General features: G+C 54.2%; 26 protein-coding genes. 19 read left to right on the top strand and 7 right to left on the bottom strand.

Annotated features, from left to right (window positions below; translation table 11 throughout):
- Positions 1 to 350 precede the first annotated feature (350 nt).
- The 9 genes from JQM66_RS10665 to JQM66_RS10625 all read left to right on the top strand — a co-directional run bounded on the left by JQM66_RS10665 (position 351) and on the right by JQM66_RS10625 (position 8209).
- Complete coding sequence (locus JQM66_RS10665) at positions 351 to 1274, top strand: DUF932 domain-containing protein (protein ID WP_235229862.1); 924 nt, start codon at positions 351 to 353, stop codon at positions 1272 to 1274.
- 4 nt (positions 1275 to 1278) lie between these two features.
- Positions 1279 to 2232 (top strand): YqaJ viral recombinase family nuclease, encoded by a 954-nt coding sequence (locus JQM66_RS10660; protein WP_235229861.1) that lies wholly within the window; start codon positions 1279 to 1281, stop codon positions 2230 to 2232.
- Position 2233: 1 nt separating this feature from the next.
- The gene (locus JQM66_RS10655; RefSeq protein ID WP_235229860.1) at positions 2234 to 3040 is read left to right on the top strand and encodes a recombinase RecT; all 807 of its coding nucleotides are present in this window, start codon (positions 2234 to 2236) and stop codon (positions 3038 to 3040) included.
- 29 nt (positions 3041 to 3069) lie between these two features.
- Entirely contained in the window at positions 3070 to 3378 is a 309-nt protein-coding gene (locus JQM66_RS10650; RefSeq protein ID WP_235229859.1) for a DUF6809 family protein, read from the top strand.
- 104 nt (positions 3379 to 3482) lie between these two features.
- A complete protein-coding gene (locus tag JQM66_RS10645; RefSeq protein ID WP_235229858.1) occupies positions 3483 to 4418 on the top strand; it encodes a GTPase family protein in 936 nt (311 codons plus the stop codon).
- Between the two features lie 70 nt (positions 4419 to 4488).
- Positions 4489 to 5544 (top strand): AAA family ATPase, encoded by a 1056-nt coding sequence (locus JQM66_RS10640; RefSeq protein WP_235229857.1) that lies wholly within the window; start codon positions 4489 to 4491, stop codon positions 5542 to 5544.
- A gap of 3 nt (positions 5545 to 5547) precedes the next feature.
- Positions 5548 to 7314: a vWA domain-containing protein gene (locus JQM66_RS10635; protein WP_235229856.1), complete on the top strand. Its 1767-nt coding sequence runs from the start codon at positions 5548 to 5550 to the stop codon at positions 7312 to 7314.
- A 72-nt stretch (positions 7315 to 7386) separates the two neighbouring features.
- Positions 7387 to 7743: an LPD28 domain-containing protein gene (locus tag JQM66_RS10630; protein WP_235229855.1), complete on the top strand. Its 357-nt coding sequence runs from the start codon at positions 7387 to 7389 to the stop codon at positions 7741 to 7743.
- The gene (locus JQM66_RS10625; RefSeq protein ID WP_235229854.1) at positions 7724 to 8209 is read left to right on the top strand and encodes a hypothetical protein; all 486 of its coding nucleotides are present in this window, start codon (positions 7724 to 7726) and stop codon (positions 8207 to 8209) included. The genes JQM66_RS10630 and JQM66_RS10625 overlap by 20 nt, the downstream gene beginning before the upstream one ends.
- Before the next feature lie 123 nt (positions 8210 to 8332).
- On the opposite strand, the gene JQM66_RS10620 is transcribed toward JQM66_RS10625, so the two are convergent.
- Together JQM66_RS10620 and JQM66_RS10615 are read right to left on the bottom strand one after the other, a co-directional pair.
- Positions 8333 to 8686 carry a HepT-like ribonuclease domain-containing protein gene (locus JQM66_RS10620; RefSeq protein WP_235229853.1) on the bottom strand — a complete coding sequence of 118 codons (354 nt, stop codon included), beginning with the start codon at positions 8684 to 8686 and terminating at the stop codon, positions 8333 to 8335.
- Positions 8673 to 8969, bottom strand: coding sequence for a nucleotidyltransferase family protein (locus JQM66_RS10615; protein WP_235229852.1), 297 nt, complete (start codon positions 8967 to 8969; stop codon positions 8673 to 8675). Before JQM66_RS10615 ends, JQM66_RS10620 begins: the two co-directional genes overlap by 14 nt.
- A gap of 229 nt (positions 8970 to 9198) precedes the next feature.
- Between JQM66_RS10615 and JQM66_RS10610 the strand changes: the two genes are divergently transcribed.
- Positions 9199 to 9384 (top strand): helix-turn-helix domain-containing protein, encoded by a 186-nt coding sequence (locus JQM66_RS10610; protein ID WP_235229851.1) that lies wholly within the window; start codon positions 9199 to 9201, stop codon positions 9382 to 9384.
- 158 nt (positions 9385 to 9542) lie between these two features.
- Here the strand turns inward: JQM66_RS10610 and JQM66_RS10605 are convergent, their stop codons facing one another.
- Positions 9543 to 10013: a relaxase/mobilization nuclease domain-containing protein gene (locus tag JQM66_RS10605; RefSeq protein ID WP_235229850.1), complete on the bottom strand. Its 471-nt coding sequence runs from the start codon at positions 10011 to 10013 to the stop codon at positions 9543 to 9545.
- A gap of 687 nt (positions 10014 to 10700) precedes the next feature.
- Between JQM66_RS10605 and JQM66_RS10600 the strand changes: the two genes are divergently transcribed.
- The 4 genes from JQM66_RS10600 to JQM66_RS10585 all read left to right on the top strand — a co-directional run bounded on the left by JQM66_RS10600 (position 10701) and on the right by JQM66_RS10585 (position 15943).
- Complete coding sequence (locus tag JQM66_RS10600) at positions 10701 to 11999, top strand: hypothetical protein (RefSeq protein WP_235229849.1); 1299 nt, start codon at positions 10701 to 10703, stop codon at positions 11997 to 11999.
- Positions 12000 to 12750: 751 nt separating this feature from the next.
- Entirely contained in the window at positions 12751 to 14373 is a 1623-nt protein-coding gene (locus tag JQM66_RS10595; RefSeq protein WP_235229848.1) for a DEAD/DEAH box helicase family protein, read from the top strand.
- A 38-nt stretch (positions 14374 to 14411) separates the two neighbouring features.
- Complete coding sequence (locus JQM66_RS10590) at positions 14412 to 14678, top strand: helix-turn-helix domain-containing protein (protein WP_235229847.1); 267 nt, start codon at positions 14412 to 14414, stop codon at positions 14676 to 14678.
- A gap of 53 nt (positions 14679 to 14731) precedes the next feature.
- Positions 14732 to 15943, top strand: a complete 1212-nt coding sequence (locus JQM66_RS10585; RefSeq protein ID WP_235229846.1) for a site-specific integrase — start codon at positions 14732 to 14734, stop codon at positions 15941 to 15943.
- Positions 15944 to 16058: 115 nt separating this feature from the next.
- Here JQM66_RS10585 and JQM66_RS10580 read toward each other — a convergent pair whose 3' ends face one another.
- From JQM66_RS10580 to JQM66_RS10565, 4 genes are all read right to left on the bottom strand, one after another.
- Complete coding sequence (locus JQM66_RS10580; protein ID WP_235229845.1) at positions 16059 to 17057, bottom strand: GGGtGRT protein; 999 nt, start codon at positions 17055 to 17057, stop codon at positions 16059 to 16061.
- 20 nt (positions 17058 to 17077) lie between these two features.
- Complete coding sequence (locus JQM66_RS10575; protein WP_235229844.1) at positions 17078 to 17770, bottom strand: iron-sulfur cluster assembly scaffold protein; 693 nt, start codon at positions 17768 to 17770, stop codon at positions 17078 to 17080.
- Positions 17771 to 18285: 515 nt separating this feature from the next.
- A complete protein-coding gene (locus JQM66_RS10570; RefSeq protein ID WP_235229843.1) occupies positions 18286 to 20373 on the bottom strand; it encodes a sodium-translocating pyrophosphatase in 2088 nt (695 codons plus the stop codon).
- Positions 20374 to 20737: 364 nt separating this feature from the next.
- Positions 20738 to 20896 (bottom strand): hypothetical protein, encoded by a 159-nt coding sequence (locus tag JQM66_RS10565; protein WP_235229842.1) that lies wholly within the window; start codon positions 20894 to 20896, stop codon positions 20738 to 20740.
- Positions 20897 to 21075: 179 nt separating this feature from the next.
- Here JQM66_RS10565 and JQM66_RS10560 point away from each other — a divergent pair, with 179 nt between their 5' ends.
- From JQM66_RS10560 to JQM66_RS10540, 5 genes are read left to right on the top strand one after another with little or no spacing between them, the layout of a single operon-like run.
- Complete coding sequence (locus JQM66_RS10560; RefSeq protein ID WP_235229841.1) at positions 21076 to 21933, top strand: metallophosphoesterase; 858 nt, start codon at positions 21076 to 21078, stop codon at positions 21931 to 21933.
- A gap of 5 nt (positions 21934 to 21938) precedes the next feature.
- The gene (mnmG, locus tag JQM66_RS10555) at positions 21939 to 23804 is read left to right on the top strand and encodes a tRNA uridine-5-carboxymethylaminomethyl(34) synthesis enzyme MnmG (protein ID WP_235229840.1); all 1866 of its coding nucleotides are present in this window, start codon (positions 21939 to 21941) and stop codon (positions 23802 to 23804) included.
- A gap of 4 nt (positions 23805 to 23808) precedes the next feature.
- Positions 23809 to 24516 carry an alpha/beta fold hydrolase gene (locus JQM66_RS10550; protein ID WP_235229839.1) on the top strand — a complete coding sequence of 236 codons (708 nt, stop codon included), beginning with the start codon at positions 23809 to 23811 and terminating at the stop codon, positions 24514 to 24516.
- Positions 24513 to 25841 (top strand): Mur ligase family protein, encoded by a 1329-nt coding sequence (locus JQM66_RS10545; protein WP_235229838.1) that lies wholly within the window; start codon positions 24513 to 24515, stop codon positions 25839 to 25841. The genes JQM66_RS10550 and JQM66_RS10545 overlap by 4 nt, the downstream gene beginning before the upstream one ends.
- A gap of 3 nt (positions 25842 to 25844) precedes the next feature.
- Complete coding sequence (locus JQM66_RS10540; protein WP_235229837.1) at positions 25845 to 26576, top strand: type 1 glutamine amidotransferase; 732 nt, start codon at positions 25845 to 25847, stop codon at positions 26574 to 26576.
- Positions 26577 to 26921: the final 345 nt, after the last annotated feature.

Below are 26921 nucleotides of genomic sequence, written 5' to 3'. Positions count from 1 at the left end.
CTTGCCATGATGCCTACGCGGTCTGCCCCAGATGCAAGGCAACCATGGAACGGGAATATCAGAAATACTGTGACCGATGTGGGCAAAGGCTTTCCTGGTCAAAATATGATTATGCAGAGATCCGGTATATTGGATGGGATGGAGATCATGGCCCCGAATAGATTTTTCGGGCCTTTTCTTTTTTGCTGTTGAAATCCCACAAGGGCATTGGGACACAGCCGTAAAAATCGAATATTTCAATGACATACTATCCTTATGACACCAGAGACGCTCTGGCGGTCTCACGTATCATAGGGGACCGCGGAGCATAGAGCGTTTTTCGGTGATTTTTAAGAAAGAAGGTCGTAAAAATGGCGGCAAATGTGGAAACCATGATGTATGTGAGAGAGCGTCCCTGGCACGGATTGGGCACGGAGGTGTCCGAAGCGCCCAACAGCGAAGACGCCCTGCGCTTTGCGGGGCTGGATTGGAGCGTCCGGCAGGAAAATATCTTCAACGCCCGTGGCGGCATCATCAAAGGCTTCAAGGCAAATGTCCGGGACAGCGATGACAATGTGCTGGGCGTGGTAGGTGACCGATACAAGGTCGTCCAGAACATTGACGCCTTCAAGTTCACCGATGACCTGATCAGCGGGGATGTCCGTTACGAAACCGCAGGCTCCCTGCGGGACGGAAAGCAAATCTGGCTGCTGGCAAAAATGCAGGAGCGTAAGATTGCCGGGGATGCCGTAGAGCCGTACCTCTGTTTCACCAATGCCCATGATGGCAGCAGCGGCGTTCGGGTCTGCATGACACCCATCCGGGTCGTATGCAACAACACGTTGAATGTGGCCCTGGCTACCGCCAAGCGTACCTGGTCCATGCGCCACACCGAAAATGTCCACGAGCGGTTGAGTGAAGCGCGGGACTGTCTGTTCCGTGCCGAAGACTATATGGACGGCTTGGCCGAATACGCGGACATGGCAGCCAATAAAACGCTGCGTGACGATGAGATCAGAGATATCCTCAACGAGCTGTTTCCTGTTACAGAAAAGACGACGGAGCGGGAAAAGGCCACCATTGCCAAGTGTAAGGATGAGTTCATGGTCTGCTACTTCGCCCCGGATATTACGAAGTTTCGGGGTACGGCATGGGGCGCCATCAATGCCATCAGCGATTTGGTGACCCACAGTATGCCCCACCGGAATACAAAAAACTACGCTGAAAACAACTGGGGAAAAGTGATGAGCGGCCATGTCCTGATGGACAGAATGGCCGCTCTTTGCATGAGGTGAAGAGATGATGGTAAGAGGACTGAAAAAGATATCCACTAAGGGTATGAGTCGTGAGGAATGGCTGGAACGGCGCAGGAAAACCATCGGCGGCTCTGATGCTGCCGGGATCGTGGGCTTGTCCAAGTGGGTAAGCCCATTTTCCGTTTGGGCAGATAAAACCGGACGGGCAGCGGAGAAAGCGGACACGGAGGCCATGCGCCAGGGACGTGACCTGGAGGACTATGTGGCTCGGCGCTGGATGGAGGAGCAGGGGAAGCGGGTCTATCGGCTGGCAGCTATGCTGTATAACCCCCAGTATCCCTTTGCCCACGCGGATGTTGACCGGATGGTGATGGGGGAAAATGCCGGATTGGAGTGTAAGACCACCTTTTCTCTTGACCTGAAGCAGTTCAACGGCGTGGAGTTTCCGGTACAGTATTACGCACAGTGTGTCCACTATCTGGCCGTGACCGGGGCGGAGCGGTGGTATCTGGCAGTTCTGGCCTATGGCCGGGGCTTTTTTACCTTTGTCCTGGAACGAAACCAGGCAGAGATCGACGCACTGATGACAGCGGAAGCAGCGTTCTGGAAACAGGTGGAACAGGATATCCCACCTGCCGCTGACGGCTCCGAGGCCACCACAGCAGCCTTACAGGAAGTCTATCCAGTCAGTCTCCATACCACCACAGCACTGTTTGGCCGGGATGCCGTGCTGCAGGAGTATATGCGTCTGAAAGAGGACAAAAAGGCGCTGGATTTCCGTATCGGCGAGATTGAAAACACCATCAAGGCCGATTTGGGTAACTCGGAGAGTGGTTCCTGCGGCCTATTCAATGTCAGTTGGAAATCCCAGACCCGGCAGACCTTTCAGGCGAAAGAGTTTGCCAAAGACCATCCCAATATTGATTTGACACCCTACTACAAACATACAAATCTCCGCCCCTTTAAGGTAACGGAGAGAACACAGGAGGCAGTATAAAATGAGTGATATGATTCAGAAAGCCACCACGCAAGCAACGGCAAAGGTCCCGGATGCCAAAACATCCATGCAGGTCTACATCAAGCAGATGCAGGGCGAGATCAAAAAGGCGCTTCCCGCTGTCATGACGCCGGAGCGTTTTACCCGCATCGTCCTGTCTGCCCTTTCCGCCAATCCCAAGCTGGCGCAGACCACGCCCCAGTCCTTCCTTGCCGCCATGATGACAGCAGCACAGTTGGGTATGGAACCCAATACCCCGCTTGGACAAGCCTATCTGATTCCCTATTACAACAGCAAGAGCCGCTGCAACGAATGCCAGTTCCAGCTTGGCTATAAGGGCCTGATCGACCTTGCCTACCGGAGCGGAGAGGTGAGCATCATTCAGGCACAGGTGGTCTATGAACACGATGATTTTACCTATTCCTTCGGGCTGGAGCCTGTCTTGAAGCATATCCCCGCTGCTTCCGACCGAGGAGAACCTACCTATGTTTATGCCATGTTTCGCACCAAGGACGGCGGCTTTGGGTTCGATGTAATGAGCATGGATGCCATTCGCACCTTTGCCCAGCAGTACAGCAAGTCTTTCAGCTCCGGTCCATGGCAGACGAACTTTGAAGAGATGGCGAAGAAAACCGTTCTCAAAAAGGTGCTGAAATACGCCCCACTGAAATCCGACTTCCTCCGTGGCATGGCGCAGGATGGCACCATCAAGACTGAAGTCAGCGAAGATATGTACATGGTTCCGGGAACAGTGGTCGAGGTGGACAGCGAAACAGGCGAGGTCACAGAAGTTAGCCGTGAGTCTTGAAGATATTGAAACGGCGTCAGGAGGGAACCATGCTTGACTATATGTGTGGCTTACAGGCCAAGTTTTTTCATGCCCCCAGCTTCCCTGATCTGGAGCAGGAGATTGCTACGCTGCACGATGAGTTGGTGCAAAAAATGGACAGAGCGGACAAGCGAAAACTGTTGGAATTAGGGGACTTGACAGACGAGTTGTCTAGCAGGATCACACTTGCCAGCTTTTCTGCCGGATTTAAGCTTGCTGCTGGTATTGCGGCGGAACTGAGCATAGATGGCGCATATTCCTTTGACGAGGATGAAGAAAAGAGTGCCATCCATAACATGCAAAACGAAGAAAAATAGTGTTTTTCAAAATTATTTTTCAAATAGACACTGTCTGTCCACCACGATTGCTATGCTGAAAATACAGAAGCGCAAAAAGAATACGACAGAAAGGATGCGTGTACATGAATACGACTGAAACCAATGAAGCGACTTTGGAAAATATGCAGGAGGCCGCCGGGAAAGTCGCCGAAGAAAAGACATGGTTTGACGCTCTGGAAGCGTCCGGCCTGCGAATTACCGAAAAGCAGAAACAGGATATCTCCGAGAAAATCAACGATATGCTGGAATATCAGCCAGCCATCGGCCTTTTCGGAAAGACTGGCGCCGGAAAGTCCAGCCTGTGCAATGCCCTTTTCGGGCAGGATGTTTGTCCCATCGATGATGTCGCCGCCTGCACCCGTGACCCTCAATCCGTGCTGTTGAACATGGGCTGCAATGGCATCAAGCTGATCGATGTTCCCGGCGTGGGTGAGAGTGCCGAGGTAGATGAAATGTGCGAGGCACTGTACACAGAGCTCCTGCCAAAGCTGGATATGGTGCTGTGGTTGGTAAAAGCGGATGACCGGGCAACGGCAGCAGACAAGGACTTCTACGAGCGGATCGTCCGCCCTGCTGTGGAGGACAAAAAGCCTGTGCTCCTGGTACTGACGCAAGTCGATAAAATGGAACCCTTCCGGGCGTGGAACGTGGAACAGCACGAACCCGGAGCGACACAGTTCCAGAACATCCACCGTAAGGCAACGCTGATGGCCGAGGAGTTTGGCCTGCGGGAAAACCAGGTCATTCCCGTCTCTGCCGGGGAGCAGTACAATCTGGCGAAGTTGGTGGACGAAATGGTGTTCGCATTGCCTGTGGAGCAGAATATTGCTGTGCTTCGGGCCGTGAACAGCGAATACCGTTCCGAGGAGGCCACCAGATATGTGAAGGACAACATCTTTGACATGGTCGGCGAGATCATCGGCTCCGTATGCTTCAGCGCAAGTCTGGCAGTCAGTGAGATTGCCGATACCATCCATGACTGGTGGCAGTCGCACGAGCCCTGGTGGTGGCCGATCTGATAAAAGTACACGTTGTTTGCTGGGGCCTCGCCATTTGGCGGGGCCTCTTTTATGAAATGGAGGACAAAGATTGAATCTGCCTGTACAAGTCGATCAAAAGCAGTTGATGGACATACTGCTGAATGTTGGCACTGTCCGCCCGGTATTTATCTGGGGTGCTCCCGGTATCGGGAAATCCGCTATTGTGGAGCAATTCGCAAAGGACCTTGGTCTGGAGTGTGTGTCCCTGCTGGGCAGTCAGTTAGCCCCGGAGGATATCATTGGCGTTCCGCAAATCACGGATGGGCGGAGCGTATTTTGCCCACCCCGCAGCATTGCCCGTGATGAACCCTACTGCCTTTTTCTGGACGAGCTGAATGCCTGCTCTCATGAGGTGCAGAAAGCGTTTTACTCGCTGATCTTGGAGCGTCGCATCGGAGAGTATCATCTGCCGGAGGGGTCTATCATCATCGGCGCTGGCAACCGTGCGCAGGACAATGCCATTACCCGGCCCATGTCTTCCGCTCTGCTGAACCGGATGTTCCATGTGGAAATGACCGCAAACAGCCGAATCTGGCTGGAATGGGCGCCGCAAAACAATATCCATCGTTACGTCTACGACTACATCTGCTCCCGTCCCGATCACCTGTGGGCTCAGCCACCTAAGACGGAGGAGCCCTTTTCCACGCCCAGAAGCTGGCACATGCTGAGTGATGCCATTCAAAGCTATGGAGATCATATCTCCGAAGCAAACCTGTCGTTGCTGGCTCATGGCTGCCTGACTTCCGCCCATGCCACACAGTTTGTTGCCTATGTCCGTCAGGTACGGTGTAAGTATTCTGTTAAGAGAATCATAGACGGAGAGCAGCGTTGGCCGGAAAGAGCAGAGGATCGGGACGTTCTGTATTTCCTTGCCCAAAGCTTTCGGTCTCAGTTGGTAAAGGAGCTGCCGCCCACGCGCAATCAGTTGAGCGGAAGCGCCAGAACGCTGGCGCACCGGGCAAAAGAGCTGCTGGTGGAATTGGCGGAAATCAGTTTGGAGATCGCACAGATGGCTATCACTCCGGAGGATGATAAAGCGCTGCCAAGCTGGTTTATCGTGGAAGCTGCCAAGGATATTCCGAACTTGGTCGGAAAAAGGAAATAGTTTATGAAGAAAACCGCTGAAAAGAAGTCCAATGCATCCAACCCCTTAGATGCTGCCTATAAAATACTTGGGCAATCCCCGCTGGGAGGCTTGGCTGCAGACGTAATGAATATCTACTGTGATAACAGCTATCCCATGGCAAGAGATGATTGGGCGTATGTAACGAGCATGGGGTACATTTATCTAAATCCACGGAAACAGGCAACCGCAGACGAATGGACGTTCGTTATCGCGCACTGCCTATTGCATTTGGGAATGGGGCATTTTGCCGAAAACCGCAAGGATGACCCAGTATGGCAGGAAGCCTGCGACCTCATCGTGACTCGATTCCTGTTGGACAGTCACATCGGGACTCCGCCAATGGACACTAGCTTTGTACAGGCATTTCAGGGCTCAGAAGAAAAACTTTACGAAAGGTTTCTGGCTGATCCCGGCAGCAGACCTGTCCGCAGCTTGAGCATGATGTCTCAGGGGAGAATGGACATGCATTGGGAAGGGCAAGGGCGGTACGAGAGTTTTCAGGAGGCGTTTGCGGACTCCATCCGGGATGCACTGAAATCATCCATTGAAACGGCTGGTGGCATTTCTCCCGATATGCAAAAGAACAGACGCGGCTTTCATACTACATACCGACGAGCAAAAGAGTGGTTCGTCAGCAGTTATCCGCTGCTGGGAGCTGTGGCATCAGGCTTTCATCTAGTGGACGATACAGAGACCGTCCAAAGGATGCACATTCAGGTAGCAGCGGTAGACCCGCATTTGCAGGAAATCTATATCAATAGCCGCTGCCGCATGAACTATCATGAGTGGAAATTTGTCTTGGCTCATGAGTTTCTGCACGCTGCTCTCCGACATGATGTGCGTCGGGAAGAACGGGACCCGATATTATGGAACGTAGCCTGCGATTATGTCATCAATGGCTGGCTTTTGGAAATGAACGTTGGACAGATGCCGGAAACCGCTCTCTACGACGAGCATTTCAAAGGAATGTCCGCAGAATCCATCTATGATGTCCTTTGTGAAAATTTGAAGTATTATCAGAGTCTCGATCCAAAGGATATTATCTACAATGGGGATAATTGGTGGGAAACGCAGAGCGGGGCAGAGATCGATGCATTTTATCGGTCTGCCATCCAGCGGGGATTGGACTATCATCAGCAACGAGGACGAGGAGAACTTCCCGGTAATTTTATAGAAGAAGTCCGTGCCATCAACCAACCGCCTATCCGATGGGATGTGGAGCTTGCCAAATGGTTTGGCGAGCAATTTCAGCCGTTAGAGCCTCAGCGCACCTACGCCCGTATCAGCCGCCGCCAAAGCTCTACGCCAGATATCCCCCGCCCTGCATGGACATTCCCGGAAGGGCAAACTGAACAACGCATCTTTGGCGTTCTTCTGGATACCTCCGGTTCCATGGATCGAAGCTTGCTTGCTGCCGCCCTTGGCGCTATCGCAAGCTACGCTGAATCCAGAGATGTCCACCATATCCGTGTTGTTTTCTGTGATGCCGCTGCCTATGACCAGGGCGTTATGTCCCCAGAGGATATTGCGGAAACTGTCAGAATCCGTGGCAGGGGAGGGACTCGGTTGCAGCCGGGAATCGATCTTCTTGATAAGGATGATGCTTTTCCGAAAGACGCCCCACTCCTGATTATTACGGATGGATGCTGTGAACGTTTGACACTTTACGGGCGCAACCACGCATTTCTGATTCCTGCTGGCAACCATTTACCCTTTACGCCGCGTGGCCCAGTATTCCGATTGAAGTAGCGGCACGTCAACAACACTATGCAGTTTTACAGCCCCGGTTTTCCGGGGCCATTTTTATGGAGAGGTCTGACTATGAGAAGAAATGCGAACGATATCATCTACGATGAAGTGGCTGTGCTTGGTATACCAGCTCTGTTTACAGACTGGAGGGTGGACCGTGCCACGATCCCGGCAGATATGTTTCTGTATGAAGTCCGCCATGCAGACAGCGATTGGGGAGACCCCTGCCAGTTGGCCCGGGGTATTCTCGTCAATTTCTATGGAACCATCCTGACAGCGCAGCCTATGGATATCCCAGAAAGCGGATATCTGAATTTTGACAGCGAGGATTGGGTTTATGCAGAAGGAGATACCTGTGCAGCCATCCCGGAATTTTTGAAAAAGTATGGCGTAAAGGAGGGGGCGGTAAATGCACAACACGATCTATGAGATCTCCGACAAGCCTATCCCCAAAAGCGGTAGAGCAACTGTTGGAAGCCTGCCTGCGTGGTTTTTCGATTCGGTGTCCGATGGGGCCTCTGAAGTATCTGATGATGACCGGGAACAGGAAATCAACCGCCTTGCCCATCACCTTGGTTCATCCTGCACATGGGATGGCAATAAACTGATGCTCTCTCCGGACATTCGGAAGGAATACTTCAAAGGCGCTTTCGAGTATTTCAAAAAGGCTGTAGCTGCGTTGGCTGAAACCGAGTATGCTGTGTTCTCAGGTGCAGTGCCATCCGTTGCTTTTGACCTGGCACTGCAAGGCATGGCAGAGAGCTATTCAGACAAATTCGGGTCCTATGTCTATGATCCAGGTATCGGGGAACTATTCCCGCTGGATACCTGGATTCGCAGCGCAGACGTATCAAAGCCTTATTATGTTGGGAGCGCAATCGACTACCACTGTTGAGCAAGATATTTTTCGTCACTCCATTGGAGCACAACCTATTGACACATATAAAAGAGTCCCATCAGAGGCAACTATCACAGGTTGGCACATGCCACTGTGGTAAGTACCCTGATGGGACGGTGGTTATTCTTGCGAGGTAATAATTACCTCGCAATATTTCTTCAGCGCAGGAATGTCATCTGTGATAATCTCCCAGGTAATCTCAGGGTCTACGGTGCCGTAGCTATGAGCAACAATATTTCGCATGGCTTTGATTTGACGCCACGGAACAGCGGGATGTTGCTCCCGAAACTCGTCTGTCAGCTTTCCCACCAGTTCACCAATCTGAAGGATACAAAGTGCAGCGGCATTCCGGTAGATCGGGTCATTTTGGAAAGTAACTTTGTCATCTCCAAAGCGTTCTATCGTCTGCTCGATCTGCTGGCAGTAAGAAACGATATGCTCCAGAATACTAATATTGCGGTCAAGAGGCTTCATAAAGCAACACCTCATCATCTCGGATGGAATCCAAAAAACGCTGGTCAAGGCTGGTAGTGGGAACCAAATCCACATGCCGTCCAAGAGAATCCTCCAAGTCCAGGAGAAGGCCAGCTAATTGGAAGCCTTTGATTGCCCCCTTGTCGATTCGCAGGTCAATATCACTGGAATCCGTCATATCGCCCCTGGCATAGGAACCAAACAAATAGACTCGCTTCGCGCCATACTGCGCAGCCAACCTAGACACGACTTCCCGTATCTCATCCAGTGCATAGGTTTTCATGGAAGACACCTCCCGCAAATGCTCCTTTATTCAACTTTAGTATACCAAGGAAAATGCACATTTACAAGCAAAGTCAGGATACAACGGTCAATTTCTCCTATATAGACATTGTTATCCATCGGCTCTTGCCAGATCAACGAGCAAAACGGTTCAGTGATTTTGTCTGCTATCTGATACCAAAGTTTATTCATTCAACATACTGGTAAATGAAAAAAAGGAGTTGGTAACCTTGTTTGAGCAAGAGGACGCATTGTTGACCATTGACGAGTTATGCAGCATATTGATGATTGGGCGGAATACAGCATACCGCCTGCTGAACTCAGATGCGATCAAAGCTTTTCGGATTGGCCGTTGCTGGAAGATTCCAAAGGCCGCAGTACGTGATTTTTTAGAGGCATCTCATACGGTTTTATAATCGGCCGCAAGCCTTGCGTATAGGCACGCCCTTTTCACAAATTTGATTGCATCAGCTTCAGAAGGGACATTACCCAGTGTTTATGATGATATTGCGTTTTTATAGATTGCACTGTCCTATATGGGTACAAAGAGGGCTGCTCAGGCAGCCCTCTTTACTTACTTGACCGGAATAACCGGAAAATGCGTTACCTGCTTGATATGATTCATGAAGCCATAGTAATCTGCTTTCTTCCCCTGATAACGGTGTCCGTCAGCGCAGGAAATGTGATTCATGACAAAGTGGATGTGTACATCATCCGTGTTGGCATGGACGGCATAGACCATCTGGTAATCCGGTTCATAATACTCGATTATTTTCTTGGCAAAACGGTCTGCCTGCTCGGGTGTAACATGCTCATTCTCACCAAAACTGAGCACTGAATGGCGCACCTTCTTCCCATTCTCCTTCCCAAACTCCATGGCCGTCTCTTCCATCTCCTGTGCCGCCAATTGCACAGAGCTAATATTGCATCCCCCGGCATAAACCGCCTTCTCAGGATCAAGGACGTAGTTCACAGCAGAGTTATATGCAGCCTCATCAAAGAATTTGTTTTTTTCGCCGCGTCCGGCAACTTTGTAAGTGGACATATTTTTTCCTCCTCGTATGATTGGTTATCTATAGGTTCAATATATAGTAAAAGATAACAACAGATAATCTATAACTATTTTGTATATAAAATTACTTATTTTATGCAATTTTATATATATTTATACCTTTTTATTGTTCGCAAGGGGAAGGAGCACTTCCCCGGGGGACCCTTATCTTTGTGTTAGTTTGGTAATCAAAAACAACGAGAAATAATTATCAGCATACTCTTATTTATCAAAGCAACTGCTATCAGCAGACGCAGGGGGAAGGGGAAGACAAAGAGCGGCCGCAAGCGACCTTTAAGAGAAAGCCACCTTCCCCTTCCCCCTAACCCCCATTCCTTTCCGGCTTTCTCTCTATTGAGAGTAGAGAAACATTTTTATATTAGCAGCCTTGCTCCATGGTGCTTTGATAAAAGTGCGGGCCCTATTATGTTGGAAATTATAACCTCACCAATTACTCAGGATGGTCATTTGTTCTGACTCGCGATATGAAAAACAACGAACCATTCATAGCCAATAAACGGTCGAAACAGAAAACTATTTGCGGCTATTTTCGTATTCTTTTCTATTAGGATTTCTCCAAACGCTCCAAACCGACAAATAACTCTGCACATCCTTTTCCACATAACCCAAGATATGATATAATGTAGAAAACTTGCAATAGTATCAAAAGGATGGTGTAGCATGGATTACAAGACAGAAGAAGGTAAGATGTTGAACACCATTGTAAAAAAGGTACCTGCTCCTGACCCTTGTTTTGAATGTAGCGTATGTCAGTCTCCAAGTGTAAGCCTGATGGAAGAATGTTTTCGTCTATCTTCTGTATCATTGTCTTCAGACTATCCTGTAGTAAAAATGCAAACGGATATATCTGATCTTGTGGAATATTCTACTTCATCCGGTACCCAATTTTTCCTCCCTAACAGCATCTTTTTAGAATCTACAATTGACAGCTATCTTCTTCGCTACTACTTGGCTAATGCTGAATTATATGAGACTCCTGCATACATGGAATCCCTTCCCTCGACAATACAAGGATCTTTAGAAAACTATTTCAAACTCCCAGTAAAAAAAAGGCGGCCTTTGGTCGATCCATTACCAATAAGATTACATGGCGAATTCTGCTATTCAGAATTTGCTATTGCCGCAAAAGAAGACCTGTTATGCAAAGCACTATATATGTACAAGAATGCATCTGCACAATCTGCAGCTCTAAACTATATGGGGACTTTCTTTTCGGGTAGCATTTTTTCCAATCAACACAATTATTGCTCTGAAAAATACCCTTCTAGTCTTCCAGTTTTTAAACTTGAGGACTATGTGTTTTATGAACTCCACACGAGAATTTCATTTGTTATTGAAGCATGTTCGGCTTTATTAGAAATTCAAGATATGGAAAACTACGAAATATGTAAAAGCGCGTTGATATCATCTTTACATGAAATTCTATGCGTTCCTAGCATATTATCCGGAATTTTTGTAATGCGGCAGTGCATACTTGAATCAATTTGGTCCTTGGAATATACCCCCTATTCTTCTTCAATTGTAAAAGATATCCATAAAAAGCCGGAAATGCCTACTAAAAGGCAAGTTGTTAATTCTGCATTTTCACATGTACTCCACAGTTGGAGCAAAGGAAGTCTGCTTTATTCAGATCCGTGCAATGTATCCATGGAAAAACTAAATTTGTGCCAAAGCAATGCTCTGGAACTTTTATCCGCTACAAAGTCTCCAATAAATGTAATGGAGTATGTAGAAAATCCGTGTTATGGCCCTGTTGCATTTTGCAATCCGAGTCATCGAGGTGTAAAAAGATACCTTGATGATTTGGAGCTACTTAACTCATGTTCAAGTAACAACAAGTGGAGGTCAAAAGGAAAGCATTGGTTGCTGTTCCAAGAAATATATCAAGCAGTACACAAGTTCTTACCCATCCCCCCTATACTGCCCAATTCGTTTCAACGGACTGCCCGTTTCGAATGAGCGGTGCGGACAGTTCGATTGAAACGGTGTGAGTTATGGCTTGAAATTATGGGGCTTCGTGCATAATCGTGGATGGACCTGCCCCGCTGAAAGTCCAAAGAGCTGCACATAGATTCTGAGCCAGAGGCAAGCCAGCCACCCCAGCGGGGCTTGCCCTTGACGGGTTCAGAAAGAAATGCCAAACTGGAAAACCGACGGCTGTTACGGTGAGCTGCTCATGAGTTCGTCGCCGTCGGCAGCCAACGAGCAGCATTTCTTTCGGGTTCAGTCAAGGGTGGCGGTCACTCCTGGAAAAAGAAAATTGAAAGGCCACCCATGCTCCTTTAGAGTGTTAGTTGCATCACAACAATCAAAACGAGAAACACAGATGCCCTTCAGGCGCATCTCAATGATGCCAAGGACGGTTGTGCTGTTTTGCATCGAAAATGATGCTCCTTTCTTGCAGCGGTTGCTGCAGGAAAGACTGTATCACACCCAACGCAAGTACGCACCGTTCATCCGAAGCAGCCGCACCGCTTAAACTGAAACACTCACACCGCCTGAAGCGAAATTCTTACACCGTTCGGGCGAAATTTGCACCCCTATACCACATTTCAAAAGCGATAGCTGAAAAGGTCACCTTAGATTCGTAATTTTTTAGGTTCGAATCTAAGGTGACCTTTCATTTAAATGACAGTAGAATAGACACACAATGTACTTGGCTGCGCAGCCTCTTACAAATCTATAAATCTATAAAAAACGGAGGTGTTCCATGCTGTCCGATAAAAAGCCCCCTATGCGGGTAATCGTTCGCCCTGAGCACAGCGACCATATCCCGGCGTTCTACAACAACATCCCCATCCGCGATGGGCCGGTTCTGGATTGTCTGAAATCCGATCTCCCGCTCTGGCAGCCTAAGAACCCGGTAATGATCAATACTCCTCCGGGCTCTGGTAAGACCACCTTCGTCTATGATGTCTTGCTGCCCAATGCCCTGGAACAGGGGAAGAATCTCCTGTTGGTGTCTAATCGGGTGGCACTGTCCAGCCAGCAGAAGTTCGCTATTATGGAGCGGACACACGATCCGAGGAAAAAACTGCTGACGGATGAAGGTGTGCGTCTAACCGAGGACTTTGGCCCGGTTCGTATCGTTACATACCATCGGTTGCCCGCCCTCCTGCACGATAAGGCGGCTGTCCCGTGGATTACGAACCTGGCGTATATCGTCTTTGACGAGTGCCATTTCTTTGCTGCTGATGCGCTCTTCAATAGCAACGCCGATTACTATCTCCGCTTGGCCTGCCAGCGTTTTAGTCACTCGATCCGCGTCTATATGACCGGAACCAGTTTGGATATTTTAGAGCCATTGGCTGACGCAGAATTAAAGTACTACCGTCACCCCCGCACTTTTGTTCCCCAATATGTTCCCCCGCGGGAGTTCATCCGATATACACGTTCCCATGATTTTTCTTCATATTCTCTACACTTTTTCCGGGACTTGTCCGATCTTCAGCCGAAGATTTTGGAAAAACCCCATGAAAAATGGCTGGTCTTTACGGACAGCAAAGAGCGTGGAAGAACGTTCGGAAGGGCGCTAGGTAGTAAGTGCCTGTACCTTGACGCTGACAGCAAGGGAACAACCGAGTGGAATTCCATTGTCAGCTCGAAGCGCTTTGAGCAGCAGGTTTTGGTTACGACCTCTGCACTCGACAATGGTGTCGATATTATTGACCCGGCTGTCAAAAATATCGCTGTCATCGCAGACAATCGAACCTCGCTCATCCAGATGATGGGCCGCAAGCGGCTCGGAAAGAGCGAAAAGATCAATCTTTGGGTCTGCGACCTTCCGAAGAGAACCATCTCATCTAGGTTCCAGCAGTGCGATTCATGGCTGGACTGGTATGCGCGGCTCGACAGGTGCACCTTACCTGAGCACTACCGCAAACTGGAACAGGACATTTGGAATGAAGGTGATTCCTCACTTTTTAATCTTTTCCGACTTGGGCAGGGTAGACTCTTTCCCAACGAACTTGCCTACCACGTCATTGTCCGTCGGCACCTTTTCTTTAAAAAAATCTTGAATGGGGAAACCACATTTAAGCGTGAAGTTGCAACTTGGTTAGGATTCAATCCTGATGATACTTCTGGCAGAGAAAGACTGTACAACTTTTATCGTAATTGGGAAGATCAGCCCTTGCCGGAAAGCCAGAAAAATGAACTCCGGGAGTTGGTTGCCCTGTGCTATCAGGAGGCTGGTCTGAATGACCCGCATCCTGATAGAGTTCCCGCACACAGCAACCGCATCCTCGCGAAGCACTTGCACGAAGCGGGCCTTCCGTATACGGTAGAAGCCGAAAAAGGTGTTTGGAGGCTTGTTCGTACATCCGAAGACTAGATTCGTTCCATTTGAATTAAAATAGAAAGGAGATTAAGATGTCTACTAACGATTTCTGCAACTTGGCTTCATCCGCCAACCATTCCACTCCTGACCGGGTGGTATACACGGTCAAAGAGGTCAGCATTCTTCTACGCACGAATCCGGCCTTTGTCTATCGGCTCATCGACCTTGGCCTGCTCCCGGCGCTCAAACTTGGATCGATTCGTGTGCGCAAGGACGCACTTGACGGTTTTCTGCGCCGGTACGAAGGCTATGATCTGAGTGACCCCTGCGAAATAAAGACTCTGGTTAAAGCCGGATAAGCATGCAAGGGGCTGGCATGTGCCAGCCCCTTATTATTAGGAGGTTATGCATCATGAGTGAGTTAAGGCTGCGGAAACGCAACTCCACCTGGGAATATAGTTTCGAAGGTGCCCGCATCAACGGAAAGAGGAAAACGATTAGTAAAGGTGGCTTCCGCACGAAAGGAGAAGCTTCCGCTGCCGGAGTAAAGGCGATGAACGAATACAATCAGTCTGGCTCGGTTTTCGTACCCAGCGAGATTAGTGTTTCCGACTATCTAGACCTCTGGATGCGGGAATACTGCCAGAACAACTGCAAGCCCAGCACGATCAACAACTATGAAAAGAAAATCCGGCTCCATATAAAGCCGATTATCGGGAGATATCGTCTGGCAGCCCTGTCCCCGGAAGCCCTTCAAAAACTGATCAACGATAAGTTCAATCAGGGATACAGTCGGAATACGCTGGCTGTTTTGAAGGGCATTTTGACGGGCAGCCTCTCCTACGCTGTCCAGCCGTTGAAATATATTCCTTACAGCCCTGCCGAGTATATCGACTTGCCCTCTACTCGCGCAACTCCGGCTGTAAAATCCAGGAGTTCTCCCCATGTTTATCTCACTCCTGAACAGATGGCAAAAATTTTTGAACGGTTTCCGGAGGGCAGCAGTTCCTATCTACCTCTCCTGCTTGGATATAAATGTGGCTTGCGCATTGCCGAGGCTTTTGCTCTGGACTGGTCTAGCATTGACCTTCAAAATAAAAAGCTGACTGTCCGCCAGCAGATCCTCTGGCAGGAAAAGGATAAGGAAGCGGGTACTCCGGCATATTGGTACTTCACCCTTCCCAAGTACAACAGCATCCGAACCATTGAGCTTTCTTCAGATGTGGTAGCTGCATTGGGACATGAGAAAGCCCGTCAGGAAGAAGCGCGCGCCTTCTACGGAGACCTTTACCTCAGCTATTACCGCGATGACGCTGGTCGTTTGAATACGGATGGAATGGGAGAAGAAGTGCATTTCGTTATGGTTCGACCGGATGGTTCCTACATCAACAGCAGAACTATGCAGCATGTCAGCAGAGTTGCAACGCAGGAGCTAGGGTTTGAGAAATTTGACTACCATTCCCTGCGCCATACCCACGCTACCATGCTTGCGGAGCTGGGTGCCTCCCCCAAGTATGTGCAGCATCGCCTTGGACATAAAAATATCCAGGTCACCATAAATATCTACCAGCACCTCACCGATAAAATGTCTGAGGAGGGAGCACGACTTCTGGACACGCTTTAAAAATTTGGTTGGCAAAATGTTGACAAAACGGGAAAAATGCCCGCTTCGCAGTGAAGCGGGCATTTTTGATATGCAGATAAAAGTTCCGAAAAGGCAGCTTTTCAGCCGTTTTTTCTTACTTCTGGCTCTCGGCAACCGCCACAGCCACAGCGACGGTGGCGCCGACCATGGGGTTGTTGCCCATGCCCAAAAAGCCCATCATCTCCACATGGGCAGGCACGGAGGAGGAGCCGGCGAACTGGGCGTCGGAGTGCATCCGGCCCATGGTATCGGTCATGCCATAGCTGGCAGGGCCGGCGGCCATGTTGTCGGGATGCAGGGTCCGGCCGGTGCCGCCGCCGGAGGCGACGGAGAAGTACTTCTTGCCCTGCTCGATGCACTCCTTCTTGTAGGTGCCGGCAACGGGGTGCTGGAACCGGGTGGGGTTGGTGGAGTTGCCGGTGATGGACACGTCCACGCCCTCCAGGTGCATGATGGCCACGCCCTCACGGACATCGTCGGCGCCGTAGCAGCGGACGTTGGCACGCTCGCCCTCGGAGTACCGGGTCTCCTTGACCACGGTCACCTCGCCGGTGGCGTAGTCGAACTGGGTCTGGACGTAGGTGAAGCCGTTGATGCGGCTGATGATCTGAGCGGCGTCCTTGCCCAGGCCGTTCAGGATGACCCGCAGGGGCTCCTTACGGGCCTTGTTGGCGTTGCGGACGATGCCGATGGCGCCCTCGGCGGCGGCAAAGGACTCGTGGCCGGCCAGGAAGGCAAAGCACTTGGTCTCGTCCCGCAGCAGCATAGCGCCCAGGTTGCCGTGGCCCAGACCGACCTTGCGGTCCTCGGCGACGGAGCCGGCGATACAGAAGGCCTGGAGGCCCTCGCCGATGGCCTCGGCAGCCTCGGCGGCAGTCTTGACGCCCTTCTTCAGTGCGATGGCGGCGCCCACGCAGTAAGCCCAGCAGGCGTTCTCGAAGCAGATGGGCTGGATGCCCTTGACCATCTCATAGGGATCGAAGCCCGCAGCGGTGCAAATGTCGCGGCACTCCTCCACGCTGGAAATTCCGTACTGACCCAGGACGGAATTGATCTTATCGATTCTTCTCTCGTAGCTTTCAAACAGAGCCATTTGTCAATTCCTCCTTCTTATTATTCGTGGCGGGGATCGATGTACTTAGCGGCGTTTTCAAACTGGCCGTAGTGGCCCTTGGCCTTTTCCAGAGCAGCGTTGGCGTCCATGCCCTTCTTAATGGAGTTCATCATCTTGCCCAGGTTGATGAACTCATAGCCGATGATCTCGTCGTCCTTGTTCAGGGCGATGCGGGTGCAGTAGCCCTCGGCCATCTCCAGGTAGCGGGGGCCCTTCTCCTTGGTGGCGAACATGGTTCCCACCTGAGAGCGCAGGCCCTTGCCCAGGTCCTCCAGAGAGGCGCCGATGGGCAGGCCGCCCTCGGAGAAAGCGGTCTGGGTACGGCCGTAGACGATCTGCAGGAACAGCTCCCGCATGGCGGTGTTGATGGCGTCGCACACCAGGTCGGTGTTCAGAGCTTCCAGCAGGGTCTTGCCGATGAGGATCTCGGAAGCCATGGCGGCGGAGTGGGTCATGCCGGAGCAGCCCAGGGTCTCCACCAGGGCCTCCTCGATGATGCCGTCCTTCACGTTCAGGGTCAGCTTGCAGGCGCCCTGCTGGGGGGCGCACCAGCCCACACCGTGGGTCAGACCGGAGATATCCTTAATTTCCTTGGCCTGGACCCATTTGCCCTCTTCGGGAATGGGCGCGGGACCATGATACGCGCCCTTGGCGACGGGGCACATATTCTGCACTTCGGTAGAGTAGATCATGTTCGTGCGTTCCTTTCTTATATGTTTTTTCCGGAAATCTGCCGTTTTTATGCAGTTCCGCTGGTTTTCCGCACAACATTATATCGGTAAACGATTAACCTGTCAAGCAATGTCGGCAGTTTCCCAACATTTTTTACAAGTTTCTGCTTTTGGAAAGATACCCTCGGTGTGCAAAAGGCAACACGGTTTTTCAGGGCATCTTCGGCGGCTGCCTGCGTTATTTTCGTTGCCGGGCGACAGCCCGGCTGCCTCAAAAGCCTGGCCAGCCACCAAATCTGCTCCTGAAAAACTCCCCTGGACCTGCCAGTGAGATAAAACCGGCGCTGGCAAGGAAGAGGACACAGGTGGGCTAACGCCCACCAAGGACGATGACGCCGCCAGCGTTGATTTTAGCCGCTGGCAGGCGTGTTGCCCTTTGTACACAGAGGGTAGAATCTCCGCATGCAGAAACCCCGCCCTCCGCATTTCGGCGGAAGGCGGGGCTCATCGTATGTGGTGTGTGGATCAGGCCGAACTTACAGGATGTTCATCAGGTTGAAGGCCAGGATCAGGCCGGAGAACACGATGGAGACGGTGGAGCACAGCTTGATCAGGATGTTCAGGGAAGGACCGGAGGTATCCTTGAAGGGATCGCCCACGGTGTCGCCCACGACGGCAGCCTTGTGCTGGTCGGAGCCCTTGCCGCCGTGATGGCCGGACTCGATGTACTTCTTGGCGTTATCCCAGGCACCGCCGGCGTTGGACATGAACACGGCCATGGCGAAGCCGGTGACAGACACGCCGCCCAGCAGGCCAACCACGCCGATGGGGCCGAGGATCAGGCCGGTGGCGATGGGAACGATGATAGCCAGCAGAGCGGGAGCCACCATCTCATGCAGAGCGCCCTTGGTGCACAGAGCCACGCAGGAGGCGTAGTCGGGGTCGGCTTTGTACTCCATGATGCCGGGGATGCTGCGGAACTGACGGCGGACCTCCACGACGATGGACTGGGCAGCCTTCTGCACCGCGCTCATGGTGAAGGCGGAGAACACGAAGGTCAGCATGGCGCCGATGAACAGGCCAACCAGCATCAGGGGGTTGGTCAGGGACAGGTCCAGGACCTCAGTGGTGTTGCTCTGGACGATATCCACATAGGAGACCAGCAGAGCCAGAGCGGTCAGGGAGGCAGAGCCGATGGCGAAGCCCTTGCCGGTGGCGGCGGTGGTGTTGCCCAGGGAGTCCAGAGCGTCGGTGCGCTGACGGACCTCTTCGGGCAGGCCGCTCATCTCGGCGATACCGCCGGCGTTGTCGGCCACGGGGCCGTAGGCGTCGGTGGCCAGGGTGATGCCCAGGGTGGACAGCATGCCGACGCCGGCGATGCCGATGCCGTACAGGCCCATGTTGAAGGACTGAGCGCCGCCGGCACAGAAGAAGCTCAGCAGAACGGCGGCCGCCACGATCAGGATGGAGACCATGGTGGACTTCAGACCCAGGGAGATACCACCGATGATGATGGTGGCGGAGCCGGTCTCGGAAGCGGCAGCCAGCTCCTGGGTGGGCTTGTAGGTATCAGAGGTGTAGTACTCGGTGAAGTAGCCGATGGCGCAGCCGCCGATCAGGCCGCAGAGGATGGCGACGTACACGCCCCAGTTGCCCAGGACCACATAGGTCAGGGGAGCGGCGATCACGGCAGCCAGGATAGCGGCGGTGTAGGTGCCGGTACGCAGGCTCTTCAGCAGGGACTGCTGGGTGGCGTCTTCCTTGGTCTTCACCAGGAAGGAGCCGATGATGGAGCAGATGATGCCGGTGACGGCCAGCAGCAGAGGCAGCAGCATGCCGCGGAAGCCATAGCCGGCGATGGCACCCAGGGAGAAGGTAGCCAGGATGGAGCCAACATAGGACTCGTACAGGTCGGCGCCCATGCCGGCCACGTCGCCCACGTTGTCGCCCACGTTATCGGCGATGGTGGCGGGGTTGCGGGGGTCGTCCTCGGGGATACCGGCCTCGACCTTACCAACCAGGTCAGCGCCCACGTCAGCGGCCTTGGTGTAGATACCGCCGCCCACACGGGCAAACAGTGCCATGAAGGAGGCACCCATGCCGTTCATGACCATGATGTTGCCGATCTGAACGGGATCCGCGATGCCGAAAGCGAAGCGCAGGATGAAATACCACATGGTGATATCCAGCATGCCCAGGCCCACCACGGTGAAGCCCATGACGGAGCCGGAGGAGAAGGCGATCCGCAGGCCCTTGTTCAGGCTCTCAGAGGCAGCCTGAGCGGTACGGGCGTTGGAAGCGGTAGCGATCTTCATGCCGATGAAGCCGGCCAACATGGAGAACACACCGCCGGTGATGAAAGCGAAGGGGGTGAACTTGGACAGCATCTTGCCGCCGGTGGCGAAAGCCATGATCAACAGGATGACGAACACCACCACAAACACTTTGAACACGGTGGTGTACTGCTGCTTCAGGTAGGCGTTGGCACCTTCCCGAATGGAGGCCGCGATCTTCTTCATGCGATCCGTTCCCTCGGAATACGTCATGACCTTCTTGGCCTGCATCACTGCGAACAAGCCGGCGATGAGTGCTCCTACGAAACCGATCCAAAACAGGTTTTCCATGATTTCCACTCCTTATAGGTTTTTGCGCGCTGAAGTTTACTTTCCTATTTTAACATAAGGATCGCTTTTTTCAAGCAACGGTTTTTCGCTTTTGCGCAAACGACGTAAGTTTTTACGTTTTGTCCAAAACGATCTTCGGATGCCAAAAAACCTTTGTGCACTATTTTACAAAATTTCCGAAAATATCACTTATTTTTCGTCATTTCACGCACTTTTTCCGCCATTTTCCCGGTTTTTTCCGCTTTTTTGCGTGTTTTTTGTTGCAAGGTGTTTTCGGAGGCCGCTGCGGGGATCATCACAGTGTCCCGCCCGTTCAGGCATAAAAAAAGCCACGCCATCGGCGTGGTTTCTTTTCTTACTTCAATTAGCGGTTGCTCTGAGCCCAGATATCGGCGAGAACCAGATCGTCCAGCTCATCCAGCAGCATGGCATCAACAAAAGACATCACAGTGACCTCCTCGTTTATTTTTCCTTTGATGATGCGATTATAGCAGACCGTGCACGTGCACGCAATATACGACATTCACATTTATTCCAAAAACTCGCTTCTTTTTTTATGCATGTTGTCGCCTCCCCTTGTCTGGCTCAAATTTCCAGTCAATTTCCTGTTTTTCCCGATATTCTCGTCTATTTTTTCTCTCGCCACGGTGGAACAACTATGATATAATTTGTGGGCATACTGATTAAAAGAGAGGCCATGCTATGGCAAACCACCCTCGCAGGCGCCGTCCCCTGCGGACCGTTCTGGTCCTGCTGATCCTGCTCCTGGCGGCGCTGTTCTGCATCCGCCGGGGCAATACCGCCCTACAGGTCACCCGGACGGACCTGACCTTCACAGACCTGCCGGCAGGCTTTGACGGCTGCCGCATCGCAGTCCTCAGCGATCTGCACGGCGCCGAATTTGGGGAAAACAACCGGAACCTCTTTTCCACCTTGGCGGAGGAGTCGCCCGACTATATCGTGTACCTGGGAGACCTGGAGGACCATTACCGCGGACCCGCGGCTGGCTATGCAGAGACCGTGGCCGCAGGGCTGACCGCCATCGCCCCCACCTATTATGTCACCGGCAACCACGAGTGGGCCATCGGCGATGTGCCCGCTCTGAAGGAGCGGCTGACCTCCTGTGGCGTCACCGTACTCAGCAACCAGTTTCTGACTCTGGAGCGCAGCGGAGATGCTATCGTACTGGCAGGCATCGACGATCCCAACGGCTATGCCGATCAAAAGACCCCCGAGGAGTTGGCTACCGAGGTCTATGGCGCCTGCGGCGATCCTTTCTGGGTCCTTTTGGCCCACCGGAACGACCATTTTGCGTCCCAGTACAGCCTGCTGGGAGCCGATCTGGTGCTCTCAGGCCACGGTCACGGCGGCATCATCCGTCTGCCCTTCACCGATGGGCTTCTCTCCACGGACCGGACCCTGTTTCCCTCCTACACGGCGGGGTTGTACCAGGAAAATGGTTCCTGCCTGTTTGTCACCCGGGGACTGGGCAACTCCGGCCCCTCCTTCCGCCTGTTCAACCGCCCGGAGGTGGCGGTGGTGACCCTTCATAAAGGATGATTTGCATGACTGAATTTCACGCCGGACAATTTGATATCGCCGTCATCGGCGCCGGACATGCCGGCATCGAGGCCGCCCTGGCCGCCTCCCGGCTGGGGCTGGAGACCATTGTGTTCACCATCAACATGGACGCCGTGGGCAATATGCCCTGCAACCCCGCCATCGGCGGCACCGGCAAGGGCCATCTGGTGCGGGAGCTGGACGCCCTGGGCGGCGAGATGGCAAGGGCCGCCGACGAGTGCTGCATCCAGTACCGCCTTTTGAACAAAGGAAAAGGCCCCGCCGTCTGGTCTCTCCGGGCCCAGGCGGACCGCCGCAAATACCAGGAACGCATGAAGCACACCCTGGAGCGGCAGGCGCACCTGACCGTCCGGCAGGGGGAAGTGGTGGAGGTCCGGACCGAGAACGGCGCCGTTTCCGCCGTGGTGTTGTCCACTGGAGCGGTGTTCGATGTGAAAGCCGTCATTCTGGCCACCGGCACCTATCTGACCGGCCGCACCATCATCGGTGAGTGCGTGGAGGACTCCGGCCCCGACGGTATGCACGCCGCATTGCGTCTGACGGATTCCCTGTTGAAGCTGGGCCTGCCCCTGCGCCGGTTCAAGACCGGCACGCCGCCCCGGGTCAATGCCCGGACAGTGGACTTTGACGAGATGGAGATCCAGCCGGGAGACACCCTTCCCGTGCCTTTCTCCTATTCCACCGGCCATCAACCGGAAAACACCGCCGTCTGCTGGCTCACCTGGACCACGGAGGAGACGAAGCGCATCGTGCAGGAAAACCTGGACCGGGCGCCTATGTACTCCGGCCTCATCGAGGGTATCGGTCCCCGGTACTGCCCCTCTTTTGAAACGAAGATCGTCCGGTTCCCGGACAAGCTGCGCCATCAGCTCTTTGTGGAGCCCATGGGGCTGAACACGGAGGAGTTGTACATCCAGGGCTTTTCCTCCTCGCTGCCGGAGGAGGTCCAGATCCAGATGCTCCACAGCGTGCCGGGCCTGCGCCATGCCGTCATGACCCGGCCTGCCTACGCCATCGAATACGACTGCATCGACCCCCTGGCCCTGAACGCCACTCTGGAGGTCAAGTCTGTCCCCGGTCTTTACGGCGCGGGCCAGTTCAACGGCTCCTCCGGCTATGAGGAAGCCGCCGTCCAGGGCTTTGTGGCAGGCGTCAACGCCGCCCGGAAGCTGAACGGACAGACCCCCTTTATCCTCTCCCGGTCGGAGAGCTACATCGGCACCCTCATCGACGACCTGGTGACCAAAGGCACCAATGAGCCCTACCGCATCATGACCTCCCGCAGCGAGTACCGCCTGCTGCTGCGGCAGGACAACGCCGACCAGCGGCTGACGAAGCGGGGCTATGAGATCGGCCTGGTTTCCGAAGAACGTCTCCGGGCCGTGGAGGAAAAGTACGCGGCTGTGGAGAAGGAGATCAAACGCCTGACTCACACCGGGGCAGCTCCGTCCCCTGAATTGTCCGCCTTCCTGGCGGAGAAGGGGACCGCCGTCGTCACCGACGGCTGCCCCATGGTGGCCCTGCTGCGGCGGCCCCAGCTTCATTACGGCGAACTGGCCCCCTTCGACCCCACCCGGCCGGAGCTGCCGGCGGATGTGGCGGAGCAGGTGGAGATCAGTGTGAAATACGAGGGCTATATCCAGCGCCAGCAGAAGCAGGTGGAGGACTTCCGTAAAATGGAGCGCCGCAAGCTGCCCGCCGACCTGGATTACAGCGCCATCCAAGGGCTCCGCCTGGAGGCCCGGGAAAAGCTGAGCGCCATCCGTCCTCTGGACCTGGGACAGGCCAGCCGCATCAGCGGCGTATCCCCGGCCGACGTGACGGCCCTGATGATCTGGCTGGAGCGGTGAGCCTATGGACATCGAACTGTTTTACACCAAGCAGGGAAGTGGTCCGTCCCTTCTGCTGCTCCACGGCAACGGAGAAGACGGCACCTATTTCGTCCACCAGATCGCCGAGTTTTCCAAAGATTTTACCGTCTACGCCATCGACACCCGGGGCCACGGGAACTCTCCTCGGGGCACCGCACCTTTCACGATTTCCCAGTTCGCCGATGACCTGCTGACCTTCATGGACCAACGGGGGCTGGACCGGGCGGACATTCTGGGCTTCAGCGACGGCGGCAACATCGCCCTCACCTTTGCCCTGCGGCACCCGGACCGGGTGCACCGTCTCATTCTGAACGGCGCCAATCTGGACCCGAAGGGCGTGAAGATGCCGGTGCAGCTGCCCATCGTGGCGGGCTACCATCTGGCATCGCTGTTCAAAAGCCCCGAGGCCCGGGCAAAAGCAGAGCTGCTGGGCCTGATGGTCAAGGAGCCCCACATCGCCCCGGCGGAATTGGGGAAACTGACCATGCCGGTGCTGGTGATCGCAGGCACACAGGACATGATCCGGGAATCCCACAGCCGCCTCATCGCCGCCAGCATCCCCGGTGCCCGGCTGGCGTTGATCCCCGGGGACCATTTCATCGCAAACAAGGAGCCCACTGCCTTCAACCGGGCGGTGCGGACATTTTTCACCGAGACGGCGCCGGCCGCCTCCAAGGAGGAATCACCATGAGAATGTTTCTGGCCATCCTGGTCTGCAAGCTGGGCCGCTTTGTGGGCAAGCTGGTGGGCAAGGGCAGCTCCATGCCCGGCAAATTCGCCCTGAAGATCTGCCCGGACATCCTGTCCCGGGTGCAGCTGCCGCCCCACATCATCGCCGTCACCGGCAGCAACGGCAAGACCTCCACCGTGGAGATGATCGCCGCCATTCTCCGGGCGGACGGCAAGCACGTGGTCTACAACGAGGAGGGCTCCAACCAGATCGAGGGCGTCACCACCCTGGTGCTGACCCACGCCACCCTGGGCGGAAGGGTGAAGGCCGACGTGCTGCTGCTGGAGAGCGACGAGCGGTATGCCAAATTCAGCTTCCGGTTCTTCCACCCCACGGAGTTCGTCATCACCAACCTGTACCGGGACCAGCTCACCCGCAACGGCCACCCGGAGTGGGTCTACGACGCCATTCTGCCCGCCCTGCACCCGGACACGGAGCTGATCCTCAACGCCGACGACCCCCTGTCCAGCTGCTTCGCCCAGGGCCACGGCAAGGTGAAGTGGTTCGGCCTGGACAAGTGCGCCATCTCGGTGGACGCCCCCACCGGCGTGTACCACGACGGCGCCTACTGCCCCATCTGCCACGCCCCCATGACCTACGACTACGTCCACTACAACCACATCGGCGCCTACCGCTGCACATCCTGCGGCCACGCCAAACCCGCCACGGATTACACCGCCACGGCGGTGGACCTGGACAGCGGCACCCTGACCATCGACGGCGCGGTGGACATCCACCTGGCCTTCCGCAGCATCTACAACGTCTACAACATCCTGGCGGCCTACGCCGCCTGCCGGGAGTGCGGCGTGGGGGCGGAGACCGCCCGGGGCGTCATCAACAACTACATTCTGAAAAACGGCCGGATGCAGAAGTTCACCCTGGGCCAGCACCACGGCACGCTGCTGACCAGCAAGCACGAAAACTCCATCGCCTACGACACCAACCTCCGCTACGTGGCCTCCACCAAGGCGGACTGCGTGGTGCTGGTGATCGTGGACGCGGTGAGCCGCAAATACTTCACCAGCGAGACAAGCTGGCTGTGGGACATCGACTTCGGCCAGCTGGCGGCACCCCACGTGAAAAAGGTGCTCCTGTCGGGCCGGTACTGCAACGACCTGGCGGAGCGGTTCAGCTTCACGGATGTGAAAAACTGGTCCGTGGTGCCGGACATCGGCGAAGCGGCGGCCCAGCTGGCAGCTGAGGGCGGGGAGGACCTGTACGTGGTGACCTGCTTCTCGGACCGGGATAAGCTGCTGGACCTCCCGGCAGTGCAGAAGGAGGCGTGAAGCATGACCATCAAGATCATTCATTTCTACCCCGACCTCATGAGCCTGTACGGCAGCTACGCCAACGTGTCCGTGCTGAAACGGGCGCTGGAGGCCCTGGGCGACACCGTGACGGTGGAGACGGTCCTTCCCGGCCGGGACGCGGACCTGACGGGCGCGGACTTCCTGTACATGGGCGCGGGCACGGAGCACGCCCAGAAGGCGGCTCTTTCGGACTTCGCCCGGTACGGCGAGAGCGTAAAGGCCCTGGCGGAGGACGGCGTGAGCATGCTCTTCGCCGGGACGGCCATGGAGCTGCTGGGAAAAACCATCACGGACGCGGACGGCAAGGCATACGACGGCATCGGCCTGGGGGACTTTACGTCCGTCCAGGGCAAAAAGCGGTACGTGGAGGACGTCTACGGCCACACGGACCTGTACCCCGAGGCGGTGGTGGGCTTCATGAACAAGTGCGCGGACATCTCCGGGGTGGAGACGCCGCTGCTGACGGCGGTGGAGCTGGGTTACGGCAACGACGGCCCGAAAACGCCGGAGGGCTTCCGGTTCCAAAACGTGCTGGCAAGCCAGCTGACGGGGCCAATCCTGGTGAAGAACCCCCGGCTGCTGGACAAGGTGGTTGAGGCCATCCACCAGCGCGGCGGAGAGCCGCTGACCGGCCCGGTGCCCCACGACGCCTGGACAGCGCAGGGCTACGCCATCACGGCGGAGCAGCTGAAGCTGCGGGTGAAGGGATAAAAATATCCGCCCCTTGACATTCGGGGCGGATGTGATATCATAAGCATAGAAAGGGCGCTGCGACAAGCGGTCAGCCCATGGTTAAGTGGACAATTTCATGAAGAAACCGTCACCGGCCAGGGTGGCGGTTTCTGCCTTTTATACGGATCGTCACTGTATATCCGAAGATATGTAGCGTGATCGTAATTGGCATATCGACCACCTCCTTTCGGAGATGTGGCCTCCCGCCTGCCGTTTGGTGCAGCGCCCACCCCATGAGGGGCAAATTCATCATACCATACCCGTCCCGAATGTCAAGCGGGGCGGTCTTTTTTTGCGCTGTTGCACGGGGGAGGGCAACAGGGC

It is taken from the genome of Oscillibacter valericigenes (genome assembly GCF_021531915.1).
Classification (GTDB): domain Bacteria; phylum Bacillota; class Clostridia; order Oscillospirales; family Oscillospiraceae; genus Oscillibacter; species Oscillibacter valericigenes_A.
This window is presented reverse-complemented; position numbering and strand designations above follow the sequence as displayed.